The 19,848-nt window shown below is 45.1% G+C and carries 21 protein-coding genes; 4 read left to right on the plus strand and 17 right to left on the minus strand.

Features of this window, described 5'->3' with window-relative positions:
- Window positions 1–116: 116 nt before the first annotated feature.
- The 17 genes from nadA to aspS form a co-directional block, all read right to left on the minus strand.
- Complete coding sequence (nadA, locus tag R7P64_RS20360) at window positions 117–1,178, minus strand: quinolinate synthase NadA (RefSeq protein WP_318119137.1); 1,062 nt, start codon at window positions 1,176–1,178, stop codon at window positions 117–119.
- 251 nt (window positions 1,179–1,429) lie between these two features.
- Entirely contained in the window at window positions 1,430–2,182 is a 753-nt protein-coding gene (ybgF, locus tag R7P64_RS20365; protein ID WP_238844287.1) for a tol-pal system protein YbgF, read from the minus strand.
- A gap of 15 nt (window positions 2,183–2,197) precedes the next feature.
- On the minus strand, window positions 2,198–2,722 hold the full coding sequence (gene pal / locus R7P64_RS20370) for a peptidoglycan-associated lipoprotein Pal (protein ID WP_005378293.1): 525 nt from the start codon (window positions 2,720–2,722) through the stop codon (window positions 2,198–2,200).
- Between the two features lie 30 nt (window positions 2,723–2,752).
- Window positions 2,753–4,105: a Tol-Pal system beta propeller repeat protein TolB gene (gene tolB / locus R7P64_RS20375; RefSeq protein ID WP_005387925.1), complete on the minus strand. Its 1,353-nt coding sequence runs from the start codon at window positions 4,103–4,105 to the stop codon at window positions 2,753–2,755.
- Window positions 4,106–4,117: 12 nt separating this feature from the next.
- Window positions 4,118–5,185 (minus strand): cell envelope integrity protein TolA, encoded by a 1,068-nt coding sequence (gene tolA / locus R7P64_RS20380; protein ID WP_042522108.1) that lies wholly within the window; start codon window positions 5,183–5,185, stop codon window positions 4,118–4,120.
- Between the two features lie 13 nt (window positions 5,186–5,198).
- Window positions 5,199–5,642 (minus strand): ExbD/TolR family protein, encoded by a 444-nt coding sequence (locus tag R7P64_RS20385; RefSeq protein ID WP_005378298.1) that lies wholly within the window; start codon window positions 5,640–5,642, stop codon window positions 5,199–5,201.
- A 3-nt stretch (window positions 5,643–5,645) separates the two neighbouring features.
- Entirely contained in the window at window positions 5,646–6,344 is a 699-nt protein-coding gene (tolQ, locus tag R7P64_RS20390; RefSeq protein WP_005378301.1) for a protein TolQ, read from the minus strand.
- Window positions 6,334–6,753: a tol-pal system-associated acyl-CoA thioesterase gene (gene ybgC / locus R7P64_RS20395; protein ID WP_017820044.1), complete on the minus strand. Its 420-nt coding sequence runs from the start codon at window positions 6,751–6,753 to the stop codon at window positions 6,334–6,336. The genes tolQ and ybgC overlap by 11 nt, the downstream gene beginning before the upstream one ends.
- 172 nt (window positions 6,754–6,925) lie before the next feature.
- Window positions 6,926–7,228 (minus strand): cyd operon protein YbgE, encoded by a 303-nt coding sequence (gene ybgE / locus R7P64_RS20400; protein WP_005378304.1) that lies wholly within the window; start codon window positions 7,226–7,228, stop codon window positions 6,926–6,928.
- The gene (gene cydX / locus R7P64_RS20405; RefSeq protein WP_000270284.1) at window positions 7,221–7,328 is read right to left on the minus strand and encodes a cytochrome bd-I oxidase subunit CydX; all 108 of its coding nucleotides are present in this window, start codon (window positions 7,326–7,328) and stop codon (window positions 7,221–7,223) included. Before cydX ends, ybgE begins: the two co-directional genes overlap by 8 nt.
- 12 nt (window positions 7,329–7,340) lie before the next feature.
- The gene (cydB, locus tag R7P64_RS20410; RefSeq protein WP_006742909.1) at window positions 7,341–8,477 is read right to left on the minus strand and encodes a cytochrome d ubiquinol oxidase subunit II; all 1,137 of its coding nucleotides are present in this window, start codon (window positions 8,475–8,477) and stop codon (window positions 7,341–7,343) included.
- Window positions 8,478–8,494: 17 nt separating this feature from the next.
- Window positions 8,495–10,081: a cytochrome ubiquinol oxidase subunit I gene (cydA, locus tag R7P64_RS20415; RefSeq protein ID WP_005378311.1), complete on the minus strand. Its 1,587-nt coding sequence runs from the start codon at window positions 10,079–10,081 to the stop codon at window positions 8,495–8,497.
- 461 nt (window positions 10,082–10,542) lie between these two features.
- The gene (gene ruvB, locus R7P64_RS20420; RefSeq protein ID WP_005378312.1) at window positions 10,543–11,547 is read right to left on the minus strand and encodes a Holliday junction branch migration DNA helicase RuvB; all 1,005 of its coding nucleotides are present in this window, start codon (window positions 11,545–11,547) and stop codon (window positions 10,543–10,545) included.
- A 286-nt stretch (window positions 11,548–11,833) separates the two neighbouring features.
- Entirely contained in the window at window positions 11,834–12,445 is a 612-nt protein-coding gene (gene ruvA / locus R7P64_RS20425; RefSeq protein WP_005378313.1) for a Holliday junction branch migration protein RuvA, read from the minus strand.
- A 67-nt stretch (window positions 12,446–12,512) separates the two neighbouring features.
- Entirely contained in the window at window positions 12,513–13,034 is a 522-nt protein-coding gene (gene ruvC / locus R7P64_RS20430) for a crossover junction endodeoxyribonuclease RuvC (RefSeq protein ID WP_005387909.1), read from the minus strand.
- 92 nt (window positions 13,035–13,126) lie between these two features.
- The gene (locus tag R7P64_RS20435; protein ID WP_005378402.1) at window positions 13,127–13,873 is read right to left on the minus strand and encodes a YebC/PmpR family DNA-binding transcriptional regulator; all 747 of its coding nucleotides are present in this window, start codon (window positions 13,871–13,873) and stop codon (window positions 13,127–13,129) included.
- Window positions 13,874–14,015: 142 nt separating this feature from the next.
- Window positions 14,016–15,794 (minus strand): aspartate--tRNA ligase, encoded by a 1,779-nt coding sequence (gene aspS / locus R7P64_RS20440; protein ID WP_318123911.1) that lies wholly within the window; start codon window positions 15,792–15,794, stop codon window positions 14,016–14,018.
- 273 nt (window positions 15,795–16,067) lie between these two features.
- On the opposite strand from aspS, the gene R7P64_RS20445 reads away from it, so the two are divergent.
- From R7P64_RS20445 to R7P64_RS20460, 4 genes are all read left to right on the plus strand, one after another.
- Entirely contained in the window at window positions 16,068–16,934 is an 867-nt protein-coding gene (locus R7P64_RS20445; RefSeq protein WP_042522110.1) for a DUF72 domain-containing protein, read from the plus strand.
- 93 nt (window positions 16,935–17,027) lie between these two features.
- The gene (gene cmoA, locus R7P64_RS20450; protein WP_017635063.1) at window positions 17,028–17,765 is read left to right on the plus strand and encodes a carboxy-S-adenosyl-L-methionine synthase CmoA; all 738 of its coding nucleotides are present in this window, start codon (window positions 17,028–17,030) and stop codon (window positions 17,763–17,765) included.
- Window positions 17,766–17,846: 81 nt separating this feature from the next.
- Entirely contained in the window at window positions 17,847–18,818 is a 972-nt protein-coding gene (cmoB, locus tag R7P64_RS20455) for a tRNA 5-methoxyuridine(34)/uridine 5-oxyacetic acid(34) synthase CmoB (protein WP_005387902.1), read from the plus strand.
- Window positions 18,819–19,094: 276 nt separating this feature from the next.
- Entirely contained in the window at window positions 19,095–19,841 is a 747-nt protein-coding gene (locus tag R7P64_RS20460; protein WP_005378391.1) for an ATP-dependent zinc protease, read from the plus strand.
- Window positions 19,842–19,848: the final 7 nt, after the last annotated feature.

The raw sequence follows: 19,848 nt of genomic DNA on the forward strand, positions 1-19,848 counted from the left end.
ATTTATGACCTCGATATTCATTGATTGCATCAATAGTAACTCATTGATAGTAAGACACAAAAAAACCAGCCATATTCGGCTGGTTTTTGAGATTTACTTTCAGTTACGCCTACTTTTTAAGCATTACCTTTCACTTGCATATTTAGCTGCTCAGCAAAATCTAGCATGCGGTTCAGTGGGATAAGTGATTTCACACGTAGCGCTTCATCAACAAAAATTTCGTGCTCTTCACCACCTTCACTAAGCGCTTTCTCAATTGCTTTCAAACCGTTCATTGCCATCCAAGGACAGTGTGCACAGCTGCGACATGTTGCGCCTGCACCTGCGGTTGGCGCTTCGATAAGTTCTTTCTCTGGCACAAGTTGCTGCATTTTAAAGAAAATGCCTTTGTCTGTCGCAACGATCATTTGTTTGTGAGGAAGCTCTTTCGCTGCTTTGATCAGCTGACTCGTTGATCCAACGGCATCGGCAAGTTCTACGACGCTTGCTGGTGACTCAGGGTGAACCAAAATAGCCGCATCTGGATACACGCTCTTCATTTTTCGTAGCGCATCAGCAGAGAACTCATCATGAACCACACACTCACCCTGCCAAAGCAGCATATCTGCGCCAGTTTTGTTAGCGATGTACGATCCTAGGTGACGGTCTGGTCCCCAAATAATTGGCTTATCTTCAGCGTCTAAGTGTTCCACGATTTCAAGCGCAATACTCGATGTAACGACCCAGTCGGCACGGGCTTTAACCGCTGCTGAGGTGTTTGCGTAAACTACAACCGTATGATCAGGGTGAGCATCACAAAACTCGCTGAACTTATCCGAAGGACAGCCAAGGTCGAGCGAACATTCCGCTTCCAACGTTGGCATTAGAATGCGCTTTTCTGGTGTCAGAATTTTGGCCGACTCGCCCATAAAGCGAACACCACCAATAATCAATGTACTTGCAGGGTGACGATTACCAAACTTCGCCATTTCCAACGAGTCACCAACAAACCCGCCAGTGTCTTCAGCTAGGGCTTGAATCTCAGGGTCGGTATAATAGTGTGCGATAAGTACCGCATCTTTTTCTTTGAGTAACTTTTTAATACGCTCAATGTAAGATGCTTTTTCTTCTTCGCTTAATGGAACTGGTTTCGGTGGGAATGGGTAAACAGTGTCGATTTTATCTAATATATGGCTCATTGCTCTTGCTCTACGCAACTTCCTTTAATCCGAGTATTGTAACCTCGTTAATTTTCAAAAACCAACTTGTCGCGGGGATTTCTAGCGGTCTAACCGTATATCTTTGTTACAGGTAGCATTTCCGAGTAGCGAAATTCGGTGCAACACAAGGTCAGAGGCTCTGCATCATTGCTATCGACTTAGCCGTTCTGCACCAACAGAAAATGGAAAAGAAAAAGGAAGCCGAGGCTTCCTTTTCAAAACATAACGTCTTACAGCTTAGAGCTGGCAAGTTTTGCAGATGCACTACCTGGGTATTCATCAACCACTTGTTGGTAGTACTTTTTCGCTTGAGCTGCATTGTTATTACGCTCAGCGATTTCGCCTAACTTAAGCAACGCATCGGCTCGCTTGTTGGAGTCTTTATAAGACACAACAGCGGCAAAACTTTTCACTGCATCCTCATCCTGCTTTTTAGCGAAGTACAACTGACCTAACCAGTAGTGAGAATTCGCTGAATATGTAGAATCAGGATAATCTTTCTGGAACTGCTGGAACGCTGCAATTGCGCCAGTGTAATCACGCTTTTTGAGAATGAGGTCAACTGCATTCTGATATGCCGTTTGCTCATCAACATTTGGAGTGTACTGGCCACCTGTTTTCACAGGTTGTGCTTCTTGTGCAGGTGTGGATTTTATCTCTCCACGAACACGATCCAGCTCGACAAACAACTCACGTTGACGTTGCAACATTTGTTTCATTTCGTAGCTATTTCGCTCTGATTGACCACGCAATTCACTGATCTCTTGTGACATTTGGTCAATTTGCTGTTGCATTTGGAGCTGAACGCGATTGCGATTTTGTAGCAAACGTTCTAGACGTTCTACTTCCGTTTCAGATGAACGGCTCTTAGAGACGGATGATGTGCTGTTGAGATCGGATACTGGAGCTGGTGCAGCGAACGCAAAGTTCGCTGCACTTGCCAGTAACGTAAGCGCAACAGCGCGCTTAGTGTTACTGAACATGAGGATTACCTCGAATTAGTATACTAGAACCGCGCGACGGTTCTTAGCGTAAACTTCATCTGATTGACCTAGAAGAAGTGGCTTCTCTTCACCGTAGCTAACGATTGAGATTTGGTCAGCTTGAACACCTAGTGCTTGTAGGTAGTTCGCTACTGCTTGTGCACGACGCTCACCTAGAGCAATGTTGTACTCAGGTGTACCGCGCTCATCAGCGTGACCTTCGATAGTTACGTTAAGTGCTGGGTTCTTGCTTAGGTAAGAAGCGTGAGCCGCTAGCATCTCTTCGTAATCTGCTGCAATTGTTGAGTTGTCAAAAGCAAAGTAGATTGTTTGAGTTTCACGTAGCGCTTGCTCTTTTAGCTCTTGCTCTGTCAACTGACCGCTTTGATCAATTGGCGTAGCTACTGTTGTTTCCACTGCGCCATTGTTGTTTGTTGCTGCACCAGTGTTAGAAGCAGCGTCGTCGCTTGAACTACACGCTGTAACAGCCATTACAGGAAGCGCGATTAGTAGCCCTTTTAGAACCTTGTTCAGTTGCATCTTATTTTCCTTTATTAATCAAACTTATTACTACAAAAACGGTGACCATGCAGGCGCTCGAACACGCCCATTTGTTGCCGGTAATCTAGCTTTGAATCGACCATCAATTGACACCATCGATAGTACGTTTTTCTTGTTGTAAATCGAGCTATACACAACCATGCCACCGTTTGGGGCAATACTAGGAGACTCATCAAGCAAGGTCTTAGTTAAGACTTGAAGAGCACCAGTTTCCAAATCTTGTTTCGCCAAATTAAATCCTGCGTTGCTGCGGTTCACCATAACTAGGAATCGCCCATCAGGAGTAATCTGACCACCCAAGTTTTGGCTGCCTTGCCAAGTCAAACGGTCAATAGAACCGCTGCCCAAATTTACTTGATAAATCTGTGGTTTACCACCCCTATCCGATGTGAAAATCAACGATTTTCCATCCGGATGCCAGAACGGTTCCGTATTATTTGATCTGCCACGCGTAATTTGCGTCAGCTTACGAGTGTTAAGGTCAAACGTATAAACATGAAGCGAGCCTGTTTTAGAAAGAACAATCGCTAACTTATTGCCATCTGGCGAAAATCTTGGCGCACCATTGTGACGTGGGTATGAAGTAATTTTCTCACGTTCACCGGTGTAGATGTTCATGATGAAGATTTCTGCTTGGCCATTTTGGAAGCTAACATATGCAAGCTTTTTACCATCGGGTGACCACGCTGGTGACATTAATGGTTGCTTAGAGCGTAAAACCAGACGCTCATTGTAGCCATCGTAATCAGCGACTCGAAGTTGGTAAGGGAAACGGTCTTTATCGTTCACTACCACATATGCGATACGAGTCATGAAAGCGCCACGGTCGCCAGTTAACTGTTCATACACCAAATCAGAGATACGGTGAGCGTACTCACGCATACGAGGCCCTTGAACAGTGGCTACTTTATTGAACAGCACATGATCTTTTGACAGGACTAATTCACCGTCACTACCAAGCGCCTTACTCTTCCCACCTGTTAACTGACCACGCACAATATCAACAAGTTGATAGTTGATAACGTAGTCACCTTGGTCGTTTTGCTTGATTGAACCAGTCAATAGCGCATCCACACCTAAATTGGTCCAAGCATCAAAATTAACTTCTGATTCACTGAACGGTGTTTGTGGCATTTTGCTCGTTGGAACTGGGCTGAATTTACCACTACGTTGTAAATCCGAGGCGATAACAGCAGAAACATCCGTTGGAAGCGCTTGTGTGCCCTCCCACTTAAACGGAACAACAGCAATTGGTCGTGCTGAATCAATACCATCGGTAATGACCAACTCTAATGCGGCATTCGCCACATTTGTCATACTGCTAAACAGTACAAACATTCCTAGTAAAAGGCGTCTAATCACGTCTTATTCCTTTTAGTCCAAAGCAACAGTTATGTTGATGTCTTTTAGTCTTTCATTGACCGCTGATTCTGAAGATTTAGGGAACGTCCCTACCTGAGCTATTGCTCGCTTCGCCGCAGCACATACTCGAGTATCGCCACTCAAAACGGTAACACCAGAGACCATCATATCAGTTCCTGTCGGAATCAATTTGATGTTTACCCTACACTCCTTTCCCAGCAAGTAGTCATCCTTAATCAGCTTTTGCTGAATATTTTGAGTATAGATGGATGACATACGAGAAAGTTCGTCGTCAATAAATTGATTGCGCGCAGCACTGTTTTTACTGACCTCATCCTCGAGACCCGCAAAAATATCATCTAACGCGGCTTCTTGAGCTTTACGCTCACGCTCGGCACGCTCAGCTGCTTCTCTCGCTTTACGCTCTCGCTCCGCTGCCTCTTTTGCCGCTTTCTCTTTTGCAATGCGCTCTTGTTCAGCTTTTTCAGCAGCTTCACGCTCACGACGTGCTTTTTCTTCCGCTTCTTTTGCTGCTTTTTCACGAGCCAAACGTTCTTGCTCAGCTTTTGCTATAGCCGCTTCTTTTGCTAAACGCTCCTGCTCAGCTTTACGCACGGCTTCTTCTTTTTCCTTGCGCTCTTTTTCTAGCTTAGCAGCTCGCTCTTTTTCTTTGCGAACACGTTCTTCTTCCTGCTTGCGCTCTTGCTCTTTTTTCTTACGTGCAGCTTCTGCTTCTCGCGCCGCTTGAGCATCTTTCGCTTGCTGCTCTTTCAACTTGCGAATTTGCTCTTCTTCAGCTTTGCGGTTTTTTTCTAGCTGCTCTGCTTCGCGTCTCAGTTTATCAAGACGCTCTTGTTCTTTTTTCGCTGCCTTTTCGCGTTGCTGGCGAATTTCTTTCGCTTGTTGCTGCACAAGTTTTGGATCGATGACAACAGCTTGAACCATTTGCCCTGTAGGCTCTGGTTTAGACATGTTGAAGTCCGTCCCCCAAAGCAGGGCTGCAACTAGAATTGCATGCAAACCAACCGATATTGCTATCGGTTTGGCGTATTGGTTGGGTTTCTTCTTGTGATCTTTCATAGATAATTGATGTCTATTCCCTGATATCGGTCATTAGACCTACCTTAGGGATACCAGCTCGACTTAGTTCATCTAGCAATAGAACAACATCGGCATATGGTGTTGCCGCGTCGCCACCTACCGCAACTGGTGAATCCGGCTTAACCTCTCGCTCCGCTTTCACTCGCACAATAACATCTTGCAACGACAAACCTCGCTGAACTTCTTCATCATTTACGCTTAGGCCTAAATTACCCTCGCTATCAATTTCGATGATAATAAAGCTACTGTCAGTCTCGCCAGCAAGGTCTTGCATAGATTCTGCGGTCGATGTTTTCGGAAGATCAACGTCGACGCCTTGAGTCACAAATGGAGCGGTCGCCATAAAAATGATCAACAGTACGAGCATTACGTCGATATACGGAACAACGTTGATCTCCGCTGTCATTTTTCGCTTTTTAGGTTGATAACCCGCCATGCTTTATTCCTTATCCGCGCTGTCTCGGCCAGCCATCGCTTGACGATGAAGGATGCTGTGGAATTCTTCAGAAAATGTTGCGTAAGTGTGCTCTAGTTTACTCACTTTATTGCTTAGGCGGTTGTACGCCATTACTGCCGGAATAGCCGCAAATAGCCCCATCGCTGTCGCGATAAGTGCCTCGGCGATACCCGGTGCAACCATAGACAACGTAGCTTGCTTTACTTCACCCAGCGCAATAAAGGCGTGCATGATGCCCCAAACGGTACCAAATAGGCCGATATAAGGGCTTATAGAACCGACTGTTGCCAAAAACGGTAAGCTTGTTTCTAGCTCATCTACTTCACGAGAAACAGCAACGCGCATTGCGCGGCCAGTGCCTTCCATGATGTAAGCTGGTGAATTTGCGTTGCTCTTACGTAGGCGAGCAAACTCTGTAAAACCTGCGTAGAAGATTTCTTCTGTGCCTTCAATTTCGTCTTTACGCGCTTTTACTTTTTGGTAAAGCTGAGAAAGATCAGTACCCGACCAAAATTTGTCTTCAAACTGCTCTGCATTTTTTGATGCTTGAGAAAGCACTTTGCTGCGCTTGATGATCATTGCCCATGACACAATTGACATGCCAAGCAACGTCAGCATCACAAGCTTTACCAACAGACTGGCCTGAAGAAAGAGATCTAAAATGGAAATATCAGCAGTCACTATTTGTTAGCTCCGAATTTATAAAGGTTGGAATAGCTATTGGTTTCATTTTCTTATTATCGATACATGCTACCTTAACCGAGGCCTTGCACAATATCTTGCCTTGATCATTGACCAACTCTTGACAGAATTGCAGAGAAGCACGTTTTATTTCTGACACTCGGGTTACGACTGTCAGATGCTCGTCCAGCCTAGCGCCTTGGTTGAAATCGATATCCATGTGTCGGACAACAAAGCCGATATTTTGTTCCAGTAACACATGTTGAGAAATGCCTTTAGCACGTAACATCTCTGTCCGTGCGCGCTCAAAGAATTTTAGATAATTAGAATGATATACAACACCGCCCGCATCAGTGTCTTCATAGTACACAGTGATCGGCCAGTGAAAGAGATTTGATGTGCCTTGCAAGGGAGTACCAATATATTCAATTCTTTAAAGTAATTACTATAACTGAAGCGACAGCAATTGGTACCGAGCTAAGGAAATATTTTTGAAATTTGTAGAAAAAATAAAAGCTAGGCGAGATACCTAGCTTTTATTCGGTGATTTAGTAACCGACTTTATTACAGCATATTTCAGCCTAAATGAAATAAAGTGCCGTTAGATAAATTAAGATAGCTAACGAGAAATAAGGACTAAACAAAACTTGCCAGTACCAGTTTCTTGGCTTGAAGCCCACCCCATACACCATGCTTGAACATACAGACCAAATCAGTGCTGGTGCGATGATTGAGTTAAAACCACCAATTGCTTGATGGTAAGCTTCAGGGTCCCACATCACCAATCCTACGTGCATAAAGCCAAGGATGAGAGATAAGACTCGTAGCAGAGTCTTATCCATTGGTGCGTGAAGTTTCGCTACCTTATCAGCGAGGTTACTCACTGTCTTTATCCATCATTTCTGAGTGCTCTAGCCAAAGAGCGTTGATGATACCGAATGCACAAGCAAGTAGTACACCTAGAATCCATGCGAAATACCACATAGTAAATGCTCCTTAGTAAAGTGAGTTTTTGTTGTCTTCAATGTACTGGTCATCAAGGCGACCAAACATCTTGTAGTAAGTCCAAGATGTGTAACCAAGGATGATTGGCACCATAACAAACGCAACGCCTGTCATTAGGTTCAGAGTCAGCTCAGATGACGTTGCATCCCACATTGTTAAGCTGTGGCTTGGCATTAAGTCTGAAGGCATGATGAATGGGAACATCGCAAAACCTGCAGTAAAGATAACACCAGCAACACCCAAGCTTGAAGTAATGAACGAAATCGCACATTTTTCAAGACGAGATGCCAATACAGCGAGAAGCGGCATTGCAACACCTAGTACAGGAGCAGCCCATAGTAGTGGGTAGTTTTCAAAGTTCTTCATCCACGCACCAGCTTCACGGATAACCTCTTTGTTTAGAGGGTTAGAAGCAGCGTTAGTGTCGATACCGCCAACAATGACGTAGCCATCGATATTTTGGATCCAGAAACCAGCCGCTACAAACGCAGCAACCGTCAGTAAACCAGCCAACTGAGCAACGTTGCGCGCACGCACATGCACTTCGCCTGTTGTTTTCATTTGTAGCCAAGTAGAACCTTGCATCAAAATCATGAACAAGCTTACTAGACCACACAACAGTGCAAATGGGTTTAGTAGACCAAAGAATGAGCCATGGTATGTTGGCATCAAGAACTCACTCAATTGGAATGGTACACCTTGTAGAAGGTTGCCAAACGCTACACCAAAGATGATTGGCGGAACAAAACCACTGATTGAGATACAGATATCCCAGGTATTGCGCCATTTTGGATCTTCGATTTTAGAGCGGTAGTCTAGGCCCAGAGGACGAAGCCATAGCGCTGCTAGTGTCAAAATCATCGCTAAGTAGAAGCCTGAAAATGACGTTGCGTAAACCAAAGGCCAAGCTGCGAACAGTGCACCACCAGCAGTGATAAGCCAAACTTGGTTACCATCCCAGTGAGGAGCAATTGAGTTAATCATGACACGGCGTTGCGTGTCGTTTTTACCGATGATAGGTACAAGCGCGCCTACACCCATATCGAAGCCGTCTGTTACTGCAAAACCAACTAGTAGAACACCGATTAGTACCCACCAGATGAGTCGCAAGATTTCGTAATCAAACATCTTGTTATCTCCTTACCTTACGCTTCTACTTGGCGACTAACTTTGTCTTCAACAGAGTCAGCATTTTGCTCGAAGTGGTAGCGACCCGTTTTCAGGCTACTTGGGCCTTTACGAGCGAATTTCAACATTAGGTAAACTTCTGCAATCAGGAATACCGTGTATAGCGCCAGAATTGCGAAGAGTGAAGTCCAGATTTCACCTGCAGTTAGCGCAGAAGCTGCAACATGCACTGGTAGAATTTCACCTACAGCCCAAGGCTGACGGCCGTACTCAGCGACGAACCAACCCGCTTCAATTGCAATCCAAGGTAGTGGAATGCTAAATAGTGCAGCTTTTAGAATCCATTGTTTCTGTTCAATCTTCTGACGACACGTTTGGATAAACGCCGCACCAAAGACAAACAACATGATGAAGCCACAAGCAACCATGATACGGAATGACCAGAATAGCGGCCATACTGTTGGGATTGAGTCGTCCGCAGCAGCTTGGATTTGCTCTTCTGTTGCATCAACAACATTGTCTGTGTAGCGTTTTAGAAGTAGACCGTAACCTAGGTCACCTTTCACTTCATCAAACGCAGTCATGTTTTCTTCTGACTTGTCGCCCGCACGAAGCTTCTCTAGAAGTTCATAAGCGTACATGCCGTCACGAATACGATCGACGTGTTCATCACGTAAATCACGAAGACCTGTTACTTGCTCATCAAAAGAACGTGTCGCGATAATACCCATTACGTAAGGGATCTTAATTGCGTAATCGGTATGCATCGTTTCCTGGTTAGGAACACCAAATAACGTAAATGCGGCAGGTGCAGGTTCAGTGTGCCACTCTGCTTCAATTGCAGCGAGTTTCACTTTTTGAACTTCACCAAGCTCGTAGCCAGATTCGTCACCAAGAACGATGGTAGATAAGATAGCTGCAATACCGAAAGAAGCAGCAATAGCAAACGAACGACGAGCAAACGCAATGTCACGACCTTTTAATAGGTAGTATGAACTGATGCCTAGAATAAACATTGCGCCACAAGTGTAACCAGAAGCAACCGTATGCACGAACTTAACCTGAGCAACTGGGTTTAGTACAACCTCAGAGAAGCTCACCATTTCCATTCGCATGGTTTCGAAGTTGAAATCTGCGCCTACTGGGTTTTGCATCCAGCCGTTTGCGATAAGAATCCAAAGAGCAGAGAAGTTAGAGCCTAGTGCCACAAGCCAGGTAACCGCTAAGTGTTGGCGTTTAGATAGACGATCCCACCCGAAGAAGAATAGACCAACAAAAGTTGACTCCAGGAAGAATGCGACAAGTGCTTCGATCGCTAGCGGTGCACCGAAGATATCACCTACATAGTGGGAGTAGTAAGACCAGTTCGTACCAAACTGGAACTCCATGGTAAGGCCTGTCGCCACACCAAGTGCAAAGTTAATACCGAATAGCTTACCCCAGAACTTGGTCATGTCCTTATAGATTTGCTTGTTCGTCATTACGTACATCGATTCCATAATGGCCAGAAGGAAGGCCATACCAAGGGTCAATGGTACGAATAGGAAGTGATACATCGCTGTCAGTGCAAACTGCAACCGCGATAGATCAACTACGTCAATCATGGTAACTCCTATGTGTCGGCTGAATGACACTCTCTACATATTGCAATCCATATTCAGGTGTTATTTACACTTGAAAAATGTTGAATTATCACAACTCATTGTTGCAAAAATGTGCTTCATTGGTTAGTTAATTGTTAAGCATCAGCTAATATAGCTGGGGCTAATATTACTTGTAAAAACAGATTGTTTCAAAAGGTTTATAGCCGTAACGCGCTTTGATATACATCAATGTTTATGCGCGGAATTTGCACAAAAATCCATCACATTGATCTAGATCAACCAGTATTGGATACGGATGTTAAGAGAGAGTAATCAGGAGAGAAATTAACCAGTTGCAAGCAAACATCGAGTTAACAATCAATGCTTTTTACTTACTAAACCAGTATGAGAAAAAATTCAAAAAATGTGAGTTTGGTCAACTTTAATGAAGCGCTGGGCAACAAAGGCCCAGCGAGGGAATCTTATTTTTCAATTCCGAAATGCAAATACGCACGATCTGTCGCGATTCTTCCACGCGGAGTGCGTTGTAAATAACCTTGCTGAATAAGATAAGGTTCAAGAACGTCTTCAATAGTGTCCTTTTCTTCACCTATCGCCGCTGCCATGTTGTCGAGCCCGACAGGACCACCACCAAATTTTTCCATAATCGCGAGTAGTAGCTTACGGTCCATGTAATCGAAGCCTTCGGCGTCCACATCAAGCATATTCAACGCCTTATCGGCAACATCGGCACAAATGTGACCATTGCCTTTTACTTCCGCATAATCACGAACACGGCGTAGCAAACGGTTAGCAATACGTGGTGTGCCACGCGCACGTCTTGCCACTTCCAATGCACCTTCAGGTTCCATTGATAAACCTAAACAATCCGCGCTTCGCTGCACAATATCTTGGAGGTCTTTTATCTTATAAAACTCAAGGCGCTGAGTAATACCAAAGCGATCGCGCAATGGTGACGTCAAAGAGCCCGCTCGGGTCGTCGCACCAATTAACGTAAACGGTGGTAAATCGATCTTAATAGAACGAGCGGCCGGACCTTCACCGATCATAATATCCAGTTGATAATCTTCCATCGCCGGATATAGCACCTCTTCAACCATCGGACTCAAGCGGTGAATCTCATCGATGAACAACACATCGTTTTCTTCAAGGTTGGTTAACAGCGCGGCCAAATCGCCTGCTTTCTCAAGTACAGGGCCTGAAGTAGTGCGAATGTTCACTTCCATTTCATTGGCAACGATATTCGCAAGTGTGGTTTTACCCAAACCTGGGGGACCAAAAATCAAAAGGTGATCAAGTGCTTCGCTACGTAACTGAGCAGCTTTAATGAAGATCTCCATTTGGTCACGGACATGGTCCTGACCTTGGTAATCCGCTAATTTTTTTGGCCGAATAGCACGATCAATGACATCTTCATCACGAAAGGCAGGGTTTTCTGGCGCGATTAAACGATCGGCTTCAATCATCTTTTTACCTTGAAAAATGGTTACCTGAGAGAATAATGCCGCTCGTTTAACAGCAAGTGGCATATTTCTATATCTCGTCATCCTGTACAGCGACGAAGGAGCGTGATACAGGATCTTCTATCCGAGCGATTTATGGTCAAATTGTTTCATTAACCGCTCAGCGTGCTGCTATTAGATTCCCAGTCTCGCCAGGCTCGCTGGAATGACACAAAAAACATCGTTAAGCGATTGGCATTAACCTTAGAGAATGAGTTATCTTGAACAAATATTCACTGTGCAACCAGCGTTACACCATTGATTTTAGAGCTTCACGGATCATTTGCTCACTGCTCATGTCCGGTTTAGCGATCTGAGATACCACTTTCGACGCTTGAGTCGGCTTGTAACCTAGAGCTAGAAGCGCACTGATTGCCTCTTCTTCCGCGTTGTTGGATGTCGCACCAGAATCCGCAGGAGCAGCATCCGTAAATGGTGTAAATAGATCGCCAGCGCCCCACCCTTTCAAGCGGTCTTTCATTTCAACAACCAATCGCTCTGCGGTTTTCTTGCCAACGCCTGGAAGCTTAACCAGCGTAGAAACGTCTTCATGTTCCACACAAGTAACAAATTGCGTTGCTGTCATACCAGAGAGAATACCAAGACCGAGTTTAGGACCAACGCCATTGGCTTTGATCACTTCACGGAAAAGTGCTCGTTCTTTTACCGTGTTGAAACCGTATAGCAATTGCGCATCTTCACGGACAACAAAGTGAGTATAAATAATGGCTTCTTCGCCAACATTTGGCAGTTCGTAAAAACAGCTCATTGGCATCTGGACTTCATAGCCAATGCCATTAACTTCAATTAATACTTCAGGTGGTTGCTTTTCAATCAGTATGCCACGAAGACGTCCAATCACTATAAATACTCTTTGGAAATGAATTTGCGACAGGATAATAAAGAACTGGATAGACATCCAGTTAATTTTAACGGTAGCGCCCTTTTCTGGCACTGGTTGCTTTGCCCGCTAACGCAACGAGAGTCTTGTTAGTATTGGCATGACAAATCGCCACACCTAAAGCATCGGCTGCATCCGCTTGAGGCTTGGCGGGCAATTTAAGCATCTGCTGAACCATATGCTGAACTTGCGCTTTGTCCGCGCCACCAGTGCCGACGACAGCTTGCTTAATAAGACGAGCCGCGTATTCAAATACCGGCAACTCCGCATTCACCGCAGCAACAATTGCACTGCCACGAGCTTGGCCAAGTTTTAGCGCTGAATCCGCGTTTTTGGCCATAAACACTTGCTCGATCGCGAAAACGTCCGGTTGAAACTGGGTAATGATTTCCGTGACGCCTGCATAAATCTGTTTAAGCCGACCCGGAAGTTCTTTTTCTGAAGTACGAATGCAGCCACTACCAAGGTATTGCAAGTGGCGTCCATTTTGACGAATGACCCCATAGCCGGTAATGCGCGAACCTGGGTCAATGCCCAAAATAATTGACATGAATGTTCCTAAAAATGAGGCCTAATTCGGCCTCAGTCTTTTTATTATTACTTGCTAACTTCGGAGCAAATACCGCTCCCGACACCTTGAGTTTAATCTAGCGTAGCCGCAACGTCGTCAGAGATATCACCATTGTGATAAACCTCTTGAACGTCGTCCAGATCTTCCAAAGCGTCAATCAAACGAAGTAGTTTTGGCGCAGTATCCGCATCCAAATCTGCTTTCGTAGATGGGATCAGCGACACCTCAGCGTTCTCTGCCTCAAACCCTGCGGCATCAAGGGCATCTTTTACGAGTCCAAAATCGCCTGGGGCCGTGTAGACATCAATCGAGCCATCTTCTGCCGTTTCAATGTCATCAGCACCACTTTCTAATGCTACTTCCATTACCGCATCCTCATCTAAACCTGGGCCATATGAAATCACGCCTTTCTTGTCGAAAAGATAGTTGACGCTACCATCCGTCCCCAGATTACCGCCTGACTTTGAGAATGCATGGCGTACGCCAGATACCGTACGATTTCGGTTATCCGTCATACATTCGACCATGACCGCCGTACCACCTGGACCATAACCTTCATAGATCACGGTTTCCATGTTGTCGTCGCCTTCACCACCAGCACCTCGGCTGACAGCGCGGTTGACAGTGTCACGTGTCATGTTGTTAGACAGTGCTTTATCAATTGCTGCTCGCAAACGTGGGTTATTTTCTGGCTCACCGCCCCCCTCTTTTGCCGCAACAACGATTTCACGTATTAATTTAGTAAAGATTTTGCCGCGCTTCGCATCTTGCGCTGCTTTACGGTGACGAATATTCGCCCATTTACTATGACCAGCCATAATTCACCTTTTAATGTATTTTGACGCTTAATAACAAAACATGTTCTAAAAGCGTTGCTTGGGAAATTGCTTTGGAAGTTTCTTGGGTTTATTTAAACAAAAACTCCCGCAGTTGCGGGAGTTTTCTTCAAATGTTGTGCGCTTATTCTGCGTCTTTTTCTTTCGCTGCAGTTACTGCGATTGCTAGCTCTTCTAGCGCTGCTGTGTTCGCAATACTTGGTGCGTCTGTTAGTAGACACGCCGCTGCTGTTGTTTTAGGGAACGCGATAACATCACGGATGTTCTCTGTGCCACATAGCAGCATTACTAGACGGTCTAGACCAAATGCAAGACCAGCATGTGGAGGCGTACCGAATTTCAGCGCATCAAGCAGGAAGCCGAACTTAAGCTGTTGCTCTTCAGGTGTGATGCCTAGAATATCAAATACGGCTTCTTGCATATCTGCGTTGTGGATACGAACAGAGCCGCCGCCCACTTCGTAGCCATTTAGAACCATATCGTAAGCGTTAGAATTTGCCGCAGCAGGGTTTGCTTTTAGCTCTTCTGCAGTCACACCTAGAGGCGATGTGAATGGGTGGTGCATCGCGTGTAGGTTGCCTTCGTCATCTTCTTCGAACATTGGGAAGTCAACAACCCATAGTGGAGCCCATGCAGACTCATCCGTTAGCTCTAGGTCTTTACCTAGTTTCAAACGTAGCGCACCCATTGCTTCTGCAACGATACCCGCTTTATCAGCGCCAAATAGAATAATGTCACCAGATTCCGCTTGAGTACGATCTAGAATGCCGTTGATCACGTCTTCATTTAGGAACTTAGCGACTGGAGATTGGATACCTTCCATGCCCGCTGCACGGTCATTAACCTTCATCCAAGCTAGACCTTTCGCACCGTAGATGCCAACGAATTCACCGTAGCCATCAATTTGCTTACGAGTCAAAGATGCACCACCTGGAACGCGAATAACGGCAACGCGGCCTTTTTCATCGTTTGCTGGACCTGAGAATACTTTGAACTCAACGTCTTTCACTAGGTCAGCAACGTCTACTAGTTCCAGTGGGTTACGTAGGTCTGGCTTGTCAGAACCGAAACGACGAATCGCTTCGCTGAACGGCATTACTGGGAATTCACCTAGGTCAACGTTTAGTAGCTCTTGCCACATTTCACGAACCATTTTCTCAGTCGTTGCACGAACTTGGTCAGCCGTCATGAATGACGTTTCGATATCGATCTGAGTGAATTCTGGTTGACGGTCAGCACGCAAGTCTTCATCACGGAAACACTTAACGATTTGGTAGTAACGGTCAAAACCAGACATCATTAGAAGTTGTTTGAATAGCTGTGGAGACTGAGGAAGCGCGTAGAAGCTGCCTTTGTGAACACGGCTAGGTACTAGGTAGTCACGAGCGCCTTCTGGAGTCGCTTTTGTTAGGACTGGTGTTTCGATGTCTAGGAAACCGTTGTCATCTAGGAAACGACGAACAAAGCTAGACGCTTTAGCTCGTAGCTTGATGCGGTCGCTCATTTCTGGACGACGTAGATCTAGGTAACGGTACTTCAGGCGCTGCTCTTCAGAGTTCTTTTGGTTGAAGTCTAGAGGCAGAACATCAGAACGGTTGATGATTTCAAGACCTTTCGCAAGGATCTCAACTTCACCTGTTGCCATGTCTTTGTTTGCTTGGCTCTCTGGGCGAACGCGCACTTCACCCGTTAGTTTGATACAGAATTCATTACGAAGTGTGTTCGCCACTTCATACGCATCCGCCATATCTGGATCAACAACTACCTGAACGATACCTTCGCGATCTCGCATATCAATAAAAATAAGACCGCCTAAATCACGACGACGGTTAACCCAGCCGCAAAGTTCTACAGTTTGTCCTGCAAGGGACTTGTTCAGGTGACCACAGTAATGGGTACGCATAATGAAATTCCCAATCTCTCAAATGTTGTTAACTACACTCTGTCAGCCTCATTGCTAAGCAGAGTAAAGATTCAGTTATACGCTGAATGTCCACGAAAATCGACTACTCAACATACAATTACGTGTGTTTTATCATTCACTGGTGCTTTTTAGTACAACAAATGTTCAAAAGCGCACCAAAGCGAAAAAATTGGGGAGGATTATAGCGTGAAATTACCTATTTCAGCAAAACTCTCGTAAAGTATTCACACGAGTAGCAAGCAGTAAAGAATAATGGATAACTTACCTCTTCGACTTGGATTGACGATGTGGTCGCACAATCAATGGCAACAAAGTTTTTACGGCAGCGGGACAAAGCCCGCTGAACGTTTAGAAAGGTATGCGCAAGTGTTTCATACCGTGGAAGGCAACACGACATTTTATGCCACACCGACGCTCAATACAGTGCAAAACTGGAGAGCCGCAACCCACGATGATTTTCGCTTTACTTTCAAACTTCCTAAAGCCATCACTCATGAGCAAATGCTAAGAGGTTGCAGCGAACAACTGAGAGACTTCATGAAAGTCATGGAGCCTTTGCATGACCGTGTGGGCCAATGGACAATTCAATTACCAGCCGCATTTGGTCCTGAGCACCTTGATCGGCTGAAAAAGTTCTGTGCGAACTTTCCACCTAACTTCCCTCTCGGTGTTGAGGTTCGCCATATGGCATTTTTCTCCAAAGGCGAAGAAGAGCGAGCACTTAACCAATGGTTAGTAGAGAATAATATTGACCGCATTATTATGGATAGCCGCCCAGTCTTTGCCGCTAAGCCCGACAATGAGGCGATTATTGATGCACAAATGAAAAAACCACGAGTCCCTGTTCACGCCATTGCTACCGCTTCACACCCTTTGATTCGCTTTATTGGTCATCCAGAAGAACAGCAAAATTACGAGTTTTTTAAACCATGGCTCAACAAGTTGCCACAATGGATTGCCGAAGGTAAACAGCCATATGTCATGATCCATACCGCAGACAATATAATTGCGCCAGAGTTGGCCGCAAACCTATATAAAGACATACAAAAGCGTATCACACTCCCTGAGTTATCACCTTTCCCAGCTGACGATGGCAACTCGCAGTTACAGATGTTCTAACGCAACACATGACAGAGGCGCGAAATTCCCATAAAATACGCGCCTTTTTTGGTGCCTGACATTTTCAGGCGGCTTGTATGCAGAGACTTAGTTATGAACCCTAAGAGCAATCCAGATACTATTTTTTCGGCTCCAATCGATAAAATTGGGGATTTCACGTTCGATGAACGCGTAGCGGAAGTATTTCCTGACATGATTCAACGATCGGTACCGGGTTACAGCAATATCATTTCTGCAATCGGTATGCTGGCAGAGCGTTTTGTAAAACCTCACTCAAACATCTATGACCTTGGCTGTTCTTTGGGTGCTGCAACATTGTCTATGCGTCGCCATATCAAACAAGAAGGTTGCCAAATCATCGCAGTGGACAACTCTCCTGCGATGGTTGAGCGTTGTAAACTTCACGTCAACGCTTACCGCAGTGACACTCCTGTGGATGTAGTAGAAGCAGACATTCGCAATATCGAAATTGAAAACGCGTCAGTGGTGGTGTTGAACTTCACTTTGCAATTCCTCTCTCCAGAAGATCGTTACTCCTTGCTCGAGAAAATTTACGCAGGCCTGCGTCCAGGCGGCATTTTGATTCTATCGGAGAAGTTCGTCTTCGAAGATGAAGTTTCGAACGAACTGTTAATTGACCTTCACCACGACTTTAAACGTGCGAATGGTTATAGCGAACTAGAAATCAGCCAAAAGCGCAGCGCGATAGAAAACGTAATGCGCCCAGATTCAAAGAAAGAACATAAAGAGCGTTTCGCTAAAATTGGCTTTTCTAGCTACGATGTTTGGTTCCAATGCTTTAACTTCGGCTCCATGTTCGCGATTAAATAGACCATGCATACAAAGCCTGAACCATACCGATTTCGGCTTTTGTTAATAATTTATACCCATCAACTCAGCGATTAACTAACTATGTTTAACTTTGCAAATTTCTACCAATTGATTGCCCAAGACACCCGTCTTCAACCTTGGCTTAATGTGCTTCCACAGCAGCTAACGGATTGGCAAAATGCAGAGCACGGTGACTTTGGTCGCTGGTTGAAAGCCCTGAACAAAATCCCAGCGGGTAGACCGGACAACATCGACATTGTTGATTCTGTCACGATTTCAAACAATGAGCCGATGCCTCAAGGGGAACTTAAAAAGCTAGAAAGCTTACTTCGTACATTCCATCCTTGGCGCAAAGGCCCATACCACGTACACGGCATCCATATTGATACTGAGTGGCGCAGTGATTGGAAATGGGACCGCGTGCTTCCACATATTTCTCCATTAAAGAATCGCAGCGTACTCGATGTAGGTTGTGGTAACGGCTACCACATGTGGCGCATGCTAGGCGAAGGTGCACGCTTAACTGTCGGTATCGATCCATCTCACCTGTTCCTGATTCAGTTCGAAGCAATTCGTAAACTAATGGGCGATGACCAACGTGCACACCTACTGCCATTGGGCATTGAACAACTACCTAAGTTGGAAGCGTTCGATACGGTATTCAGCATGGGCGTGCTTTACCATCGCCGCTCGCCTCTCGATCATTTAGTGCAACTAAAAGATCAATTGGTATCTGGAGGTGAACTCGTATTGGAAACACTCGTGATTGAAGGTGATGAGAATGCAGTACTGGTCCCGACTTCTCGTTACGCGCAAATGCGTAATGTCTATTTCTTCCCTTCAGCAAAAGCCCTAAAAGTGTGGCTAGAATTGGTCGGTTTTGAAGATGTTCGTATCGTTGATGAAAACATCACGTCCGTAGACGAACAACGTACCACAGATTGGATGACGCATAACTCTCTACCTGACTACTTAGATCCGAACGACCCAAGCAAAACTGTAGAAGGCTATCCTGCCCCTCGCCGCGCGGTTCTTGTCGCTCGCAAATCATAATTCGCTGAGATTCCTGACATTGTCTTAACTCATTTTACGAGTTAAGACATTACCCTCTTTCCTCGTAATGAGCGAGTTTGTTTTTTGAATCCATTTTTCACGTCAAAATATAAGCACGCTCTAAATAAGGATGCGCTTTTATGTCCTTGATTTTTGGCTTTTCATCACTATTCCTCAAACAATAAGTAATAGAGAAACATTCTTACTTGTGAGGCTTTATCGATATAAGCTAAACTCCTAAAAAATAAACAACTTAATCCAATCCCAAGGTTTTCAATGTTATTACGATTGACCCCGATTGTTGCCATCGCCTTACTATCTGGATGCTCACTAACCAAAGGCGAACAGTACCACCAAGAAACGTTAGCGGCGATTCAAAATTCAGAAGCGAATGTCAATAATCGCATTACCAACCTAGAGCTACAGCTCAGCAACCAATCGGACTATATCGACAGCCTTGAAGAACAAGTCGATAAACTACAGGTTGAACTTCTTACATTTCGCGATGAAGCAATGGCAGAAGTAAAAAAACCGAAAGAGCCGATTATTGTCCAATCTCCCGCTCCTGTGGAACCAACCCCAACTCACGATATTGTCCTTGGCTCTATCGAAAAGGTCACTGTAGAGTCGATTAAGCAAACTTTTGATGCACGTATCGACACTGGTGCCGCGACGTCGTCTTTAAATGCCGTTGATATTGAAGAGTTCGAAAGAAATGGCAAAAAATGGGTCCGATTCCACTTAGCAGACACCAGTAAATCCGAAGAAGAGAAAAGTACTTGGATCGAAGCTCCTGTCATTCGCTACGTCAAAATCCGCCAGGTTACCAGTGAAGAGTTAGAACGCCGCGCTGTGGTAGAACTTTGGGTGCGCGTTGGAAAAATTCATGAAAAAGCGCAATTTACGTTGGCAGATCGCTCACATATGAACCATCCTATTTTACTGGGTAGAGAATTTATGCGCGACATAGCACTTGTCGATGTAAGTCGTACCTATATCCAAACGGACGAAGATAAAAAATAATAAGGTA

Origin of the sequence: Vibrio sp. 2304, from assembly GCF_033339475.1 — a bacterium.
In the GTDB taxonomy this organism is placed as follows: Bacteria; Pseudomonadota; Gammaproteobacteria; order Enterobacterales; family Vibrionaceae; genus Vibrio; species Vibrio alginolyticus.

Coding starts and splice junctions, on each gene's coding strand:
- nadA (WP_318119137.1), bottom strand. CDS start 1,178: ATGAGCCATATATTAGATAAAATCGACACTGTTTACCCATTCCCACCG.
- ybgF (WP_238844287.1), bottom strand. CDS start 2,182: ATGTTCAGTAACACTAAGCGCGCTGTTGCGCTTACGTTACTGGCAAGT.
- pal (WP_005378293.1), bottom strand. CDS start 2,722: ATGCAACTGAACAAGGTTCTAAAAGGGCTACTAATCGCGCTTCCTGTA.
- tolA (WP_042522108.1), bottom strand. CDS start 5,185: ATGAAAGATCACAAGAAGAAACCCAACCAATACGCCAAACCGATAGCA.
- R7P64_RS20385 (WP_005378298.1), bottom strand. CDS start 5,642: ATGGCGGGTTATCAACCTAAAAAGCGAAAAATGACAGCGGAGATCAAC.
- cydX (WP_000270284.1), bottom strand. CDS start 7,328: ATGTGGTATTTCGCATGGATTCTAGGTGTACTACTTGCTTGTGCATTC.
- cydB (WP_006742909.1), bottom strand. CDS start 8,477: ATGTTTGATTACGAAATCTTGCGACTCATCTGGTGGGTACTAATCGGT.
- cydA (WP_005378311.1), bottom strand. CDS start 10,081: ATGATTGACGTAGTTGATCTATCGCGGTTGCAGTTTGCACTGACAGCG.
- ruvB (WP_005378312.1), bottom strand. CDS start 11,547: ATGATTGAAGCCGATCGTTTAATCGCGCCAGAAAACCCTGCCTTTCGT.
- ruvC (WP_005387909.1), bottom strand. CDS start 13,034: ATGTCAATTATTTTGGGCATTGACCCAGGTTCGCGCATTACCGGCTAT.
- R7P64_RS20435 (WP_005378402.1), bottom strand. CDS start 13,873: ATGGCTGGTCATAGTAAATGGGCGAATATTCGTCACCGTAAAGCAGCG.
- aspS (WP_318123911.1), bottom strand. CDS start 15,794: ATGCGTACCCATTACTGTGGTCACCTGAACAAGTCCCTTGCAGGACAA.
- R7P64_RS20445 (WP_042522110.1), top strand. CDS start 16,068: ATGGATAACTTACCTCTTCGACTTGGATTGACGATGTGGTCGCACAAT.
- cmoA (WP_017635063.1), top strand. CDS start 17,028: ATGAACCCTAAGAGCAATCCAGATACTATTTTTTCGGCTCCAATCGAT.
- cmoB (WP_005387902.1), top strand. CDS start 17,847: ATGTTTAACTTTGCAAATTTCTACCAATTGATTGCCCAAGACACCCGT.
- R7P64_RS20460 (WP_005378391.1), top strand. CDS start 19,095: ATGTTATTACGATTGACCCCGATTGTTGCCATCGCCTTACTATCTGGA.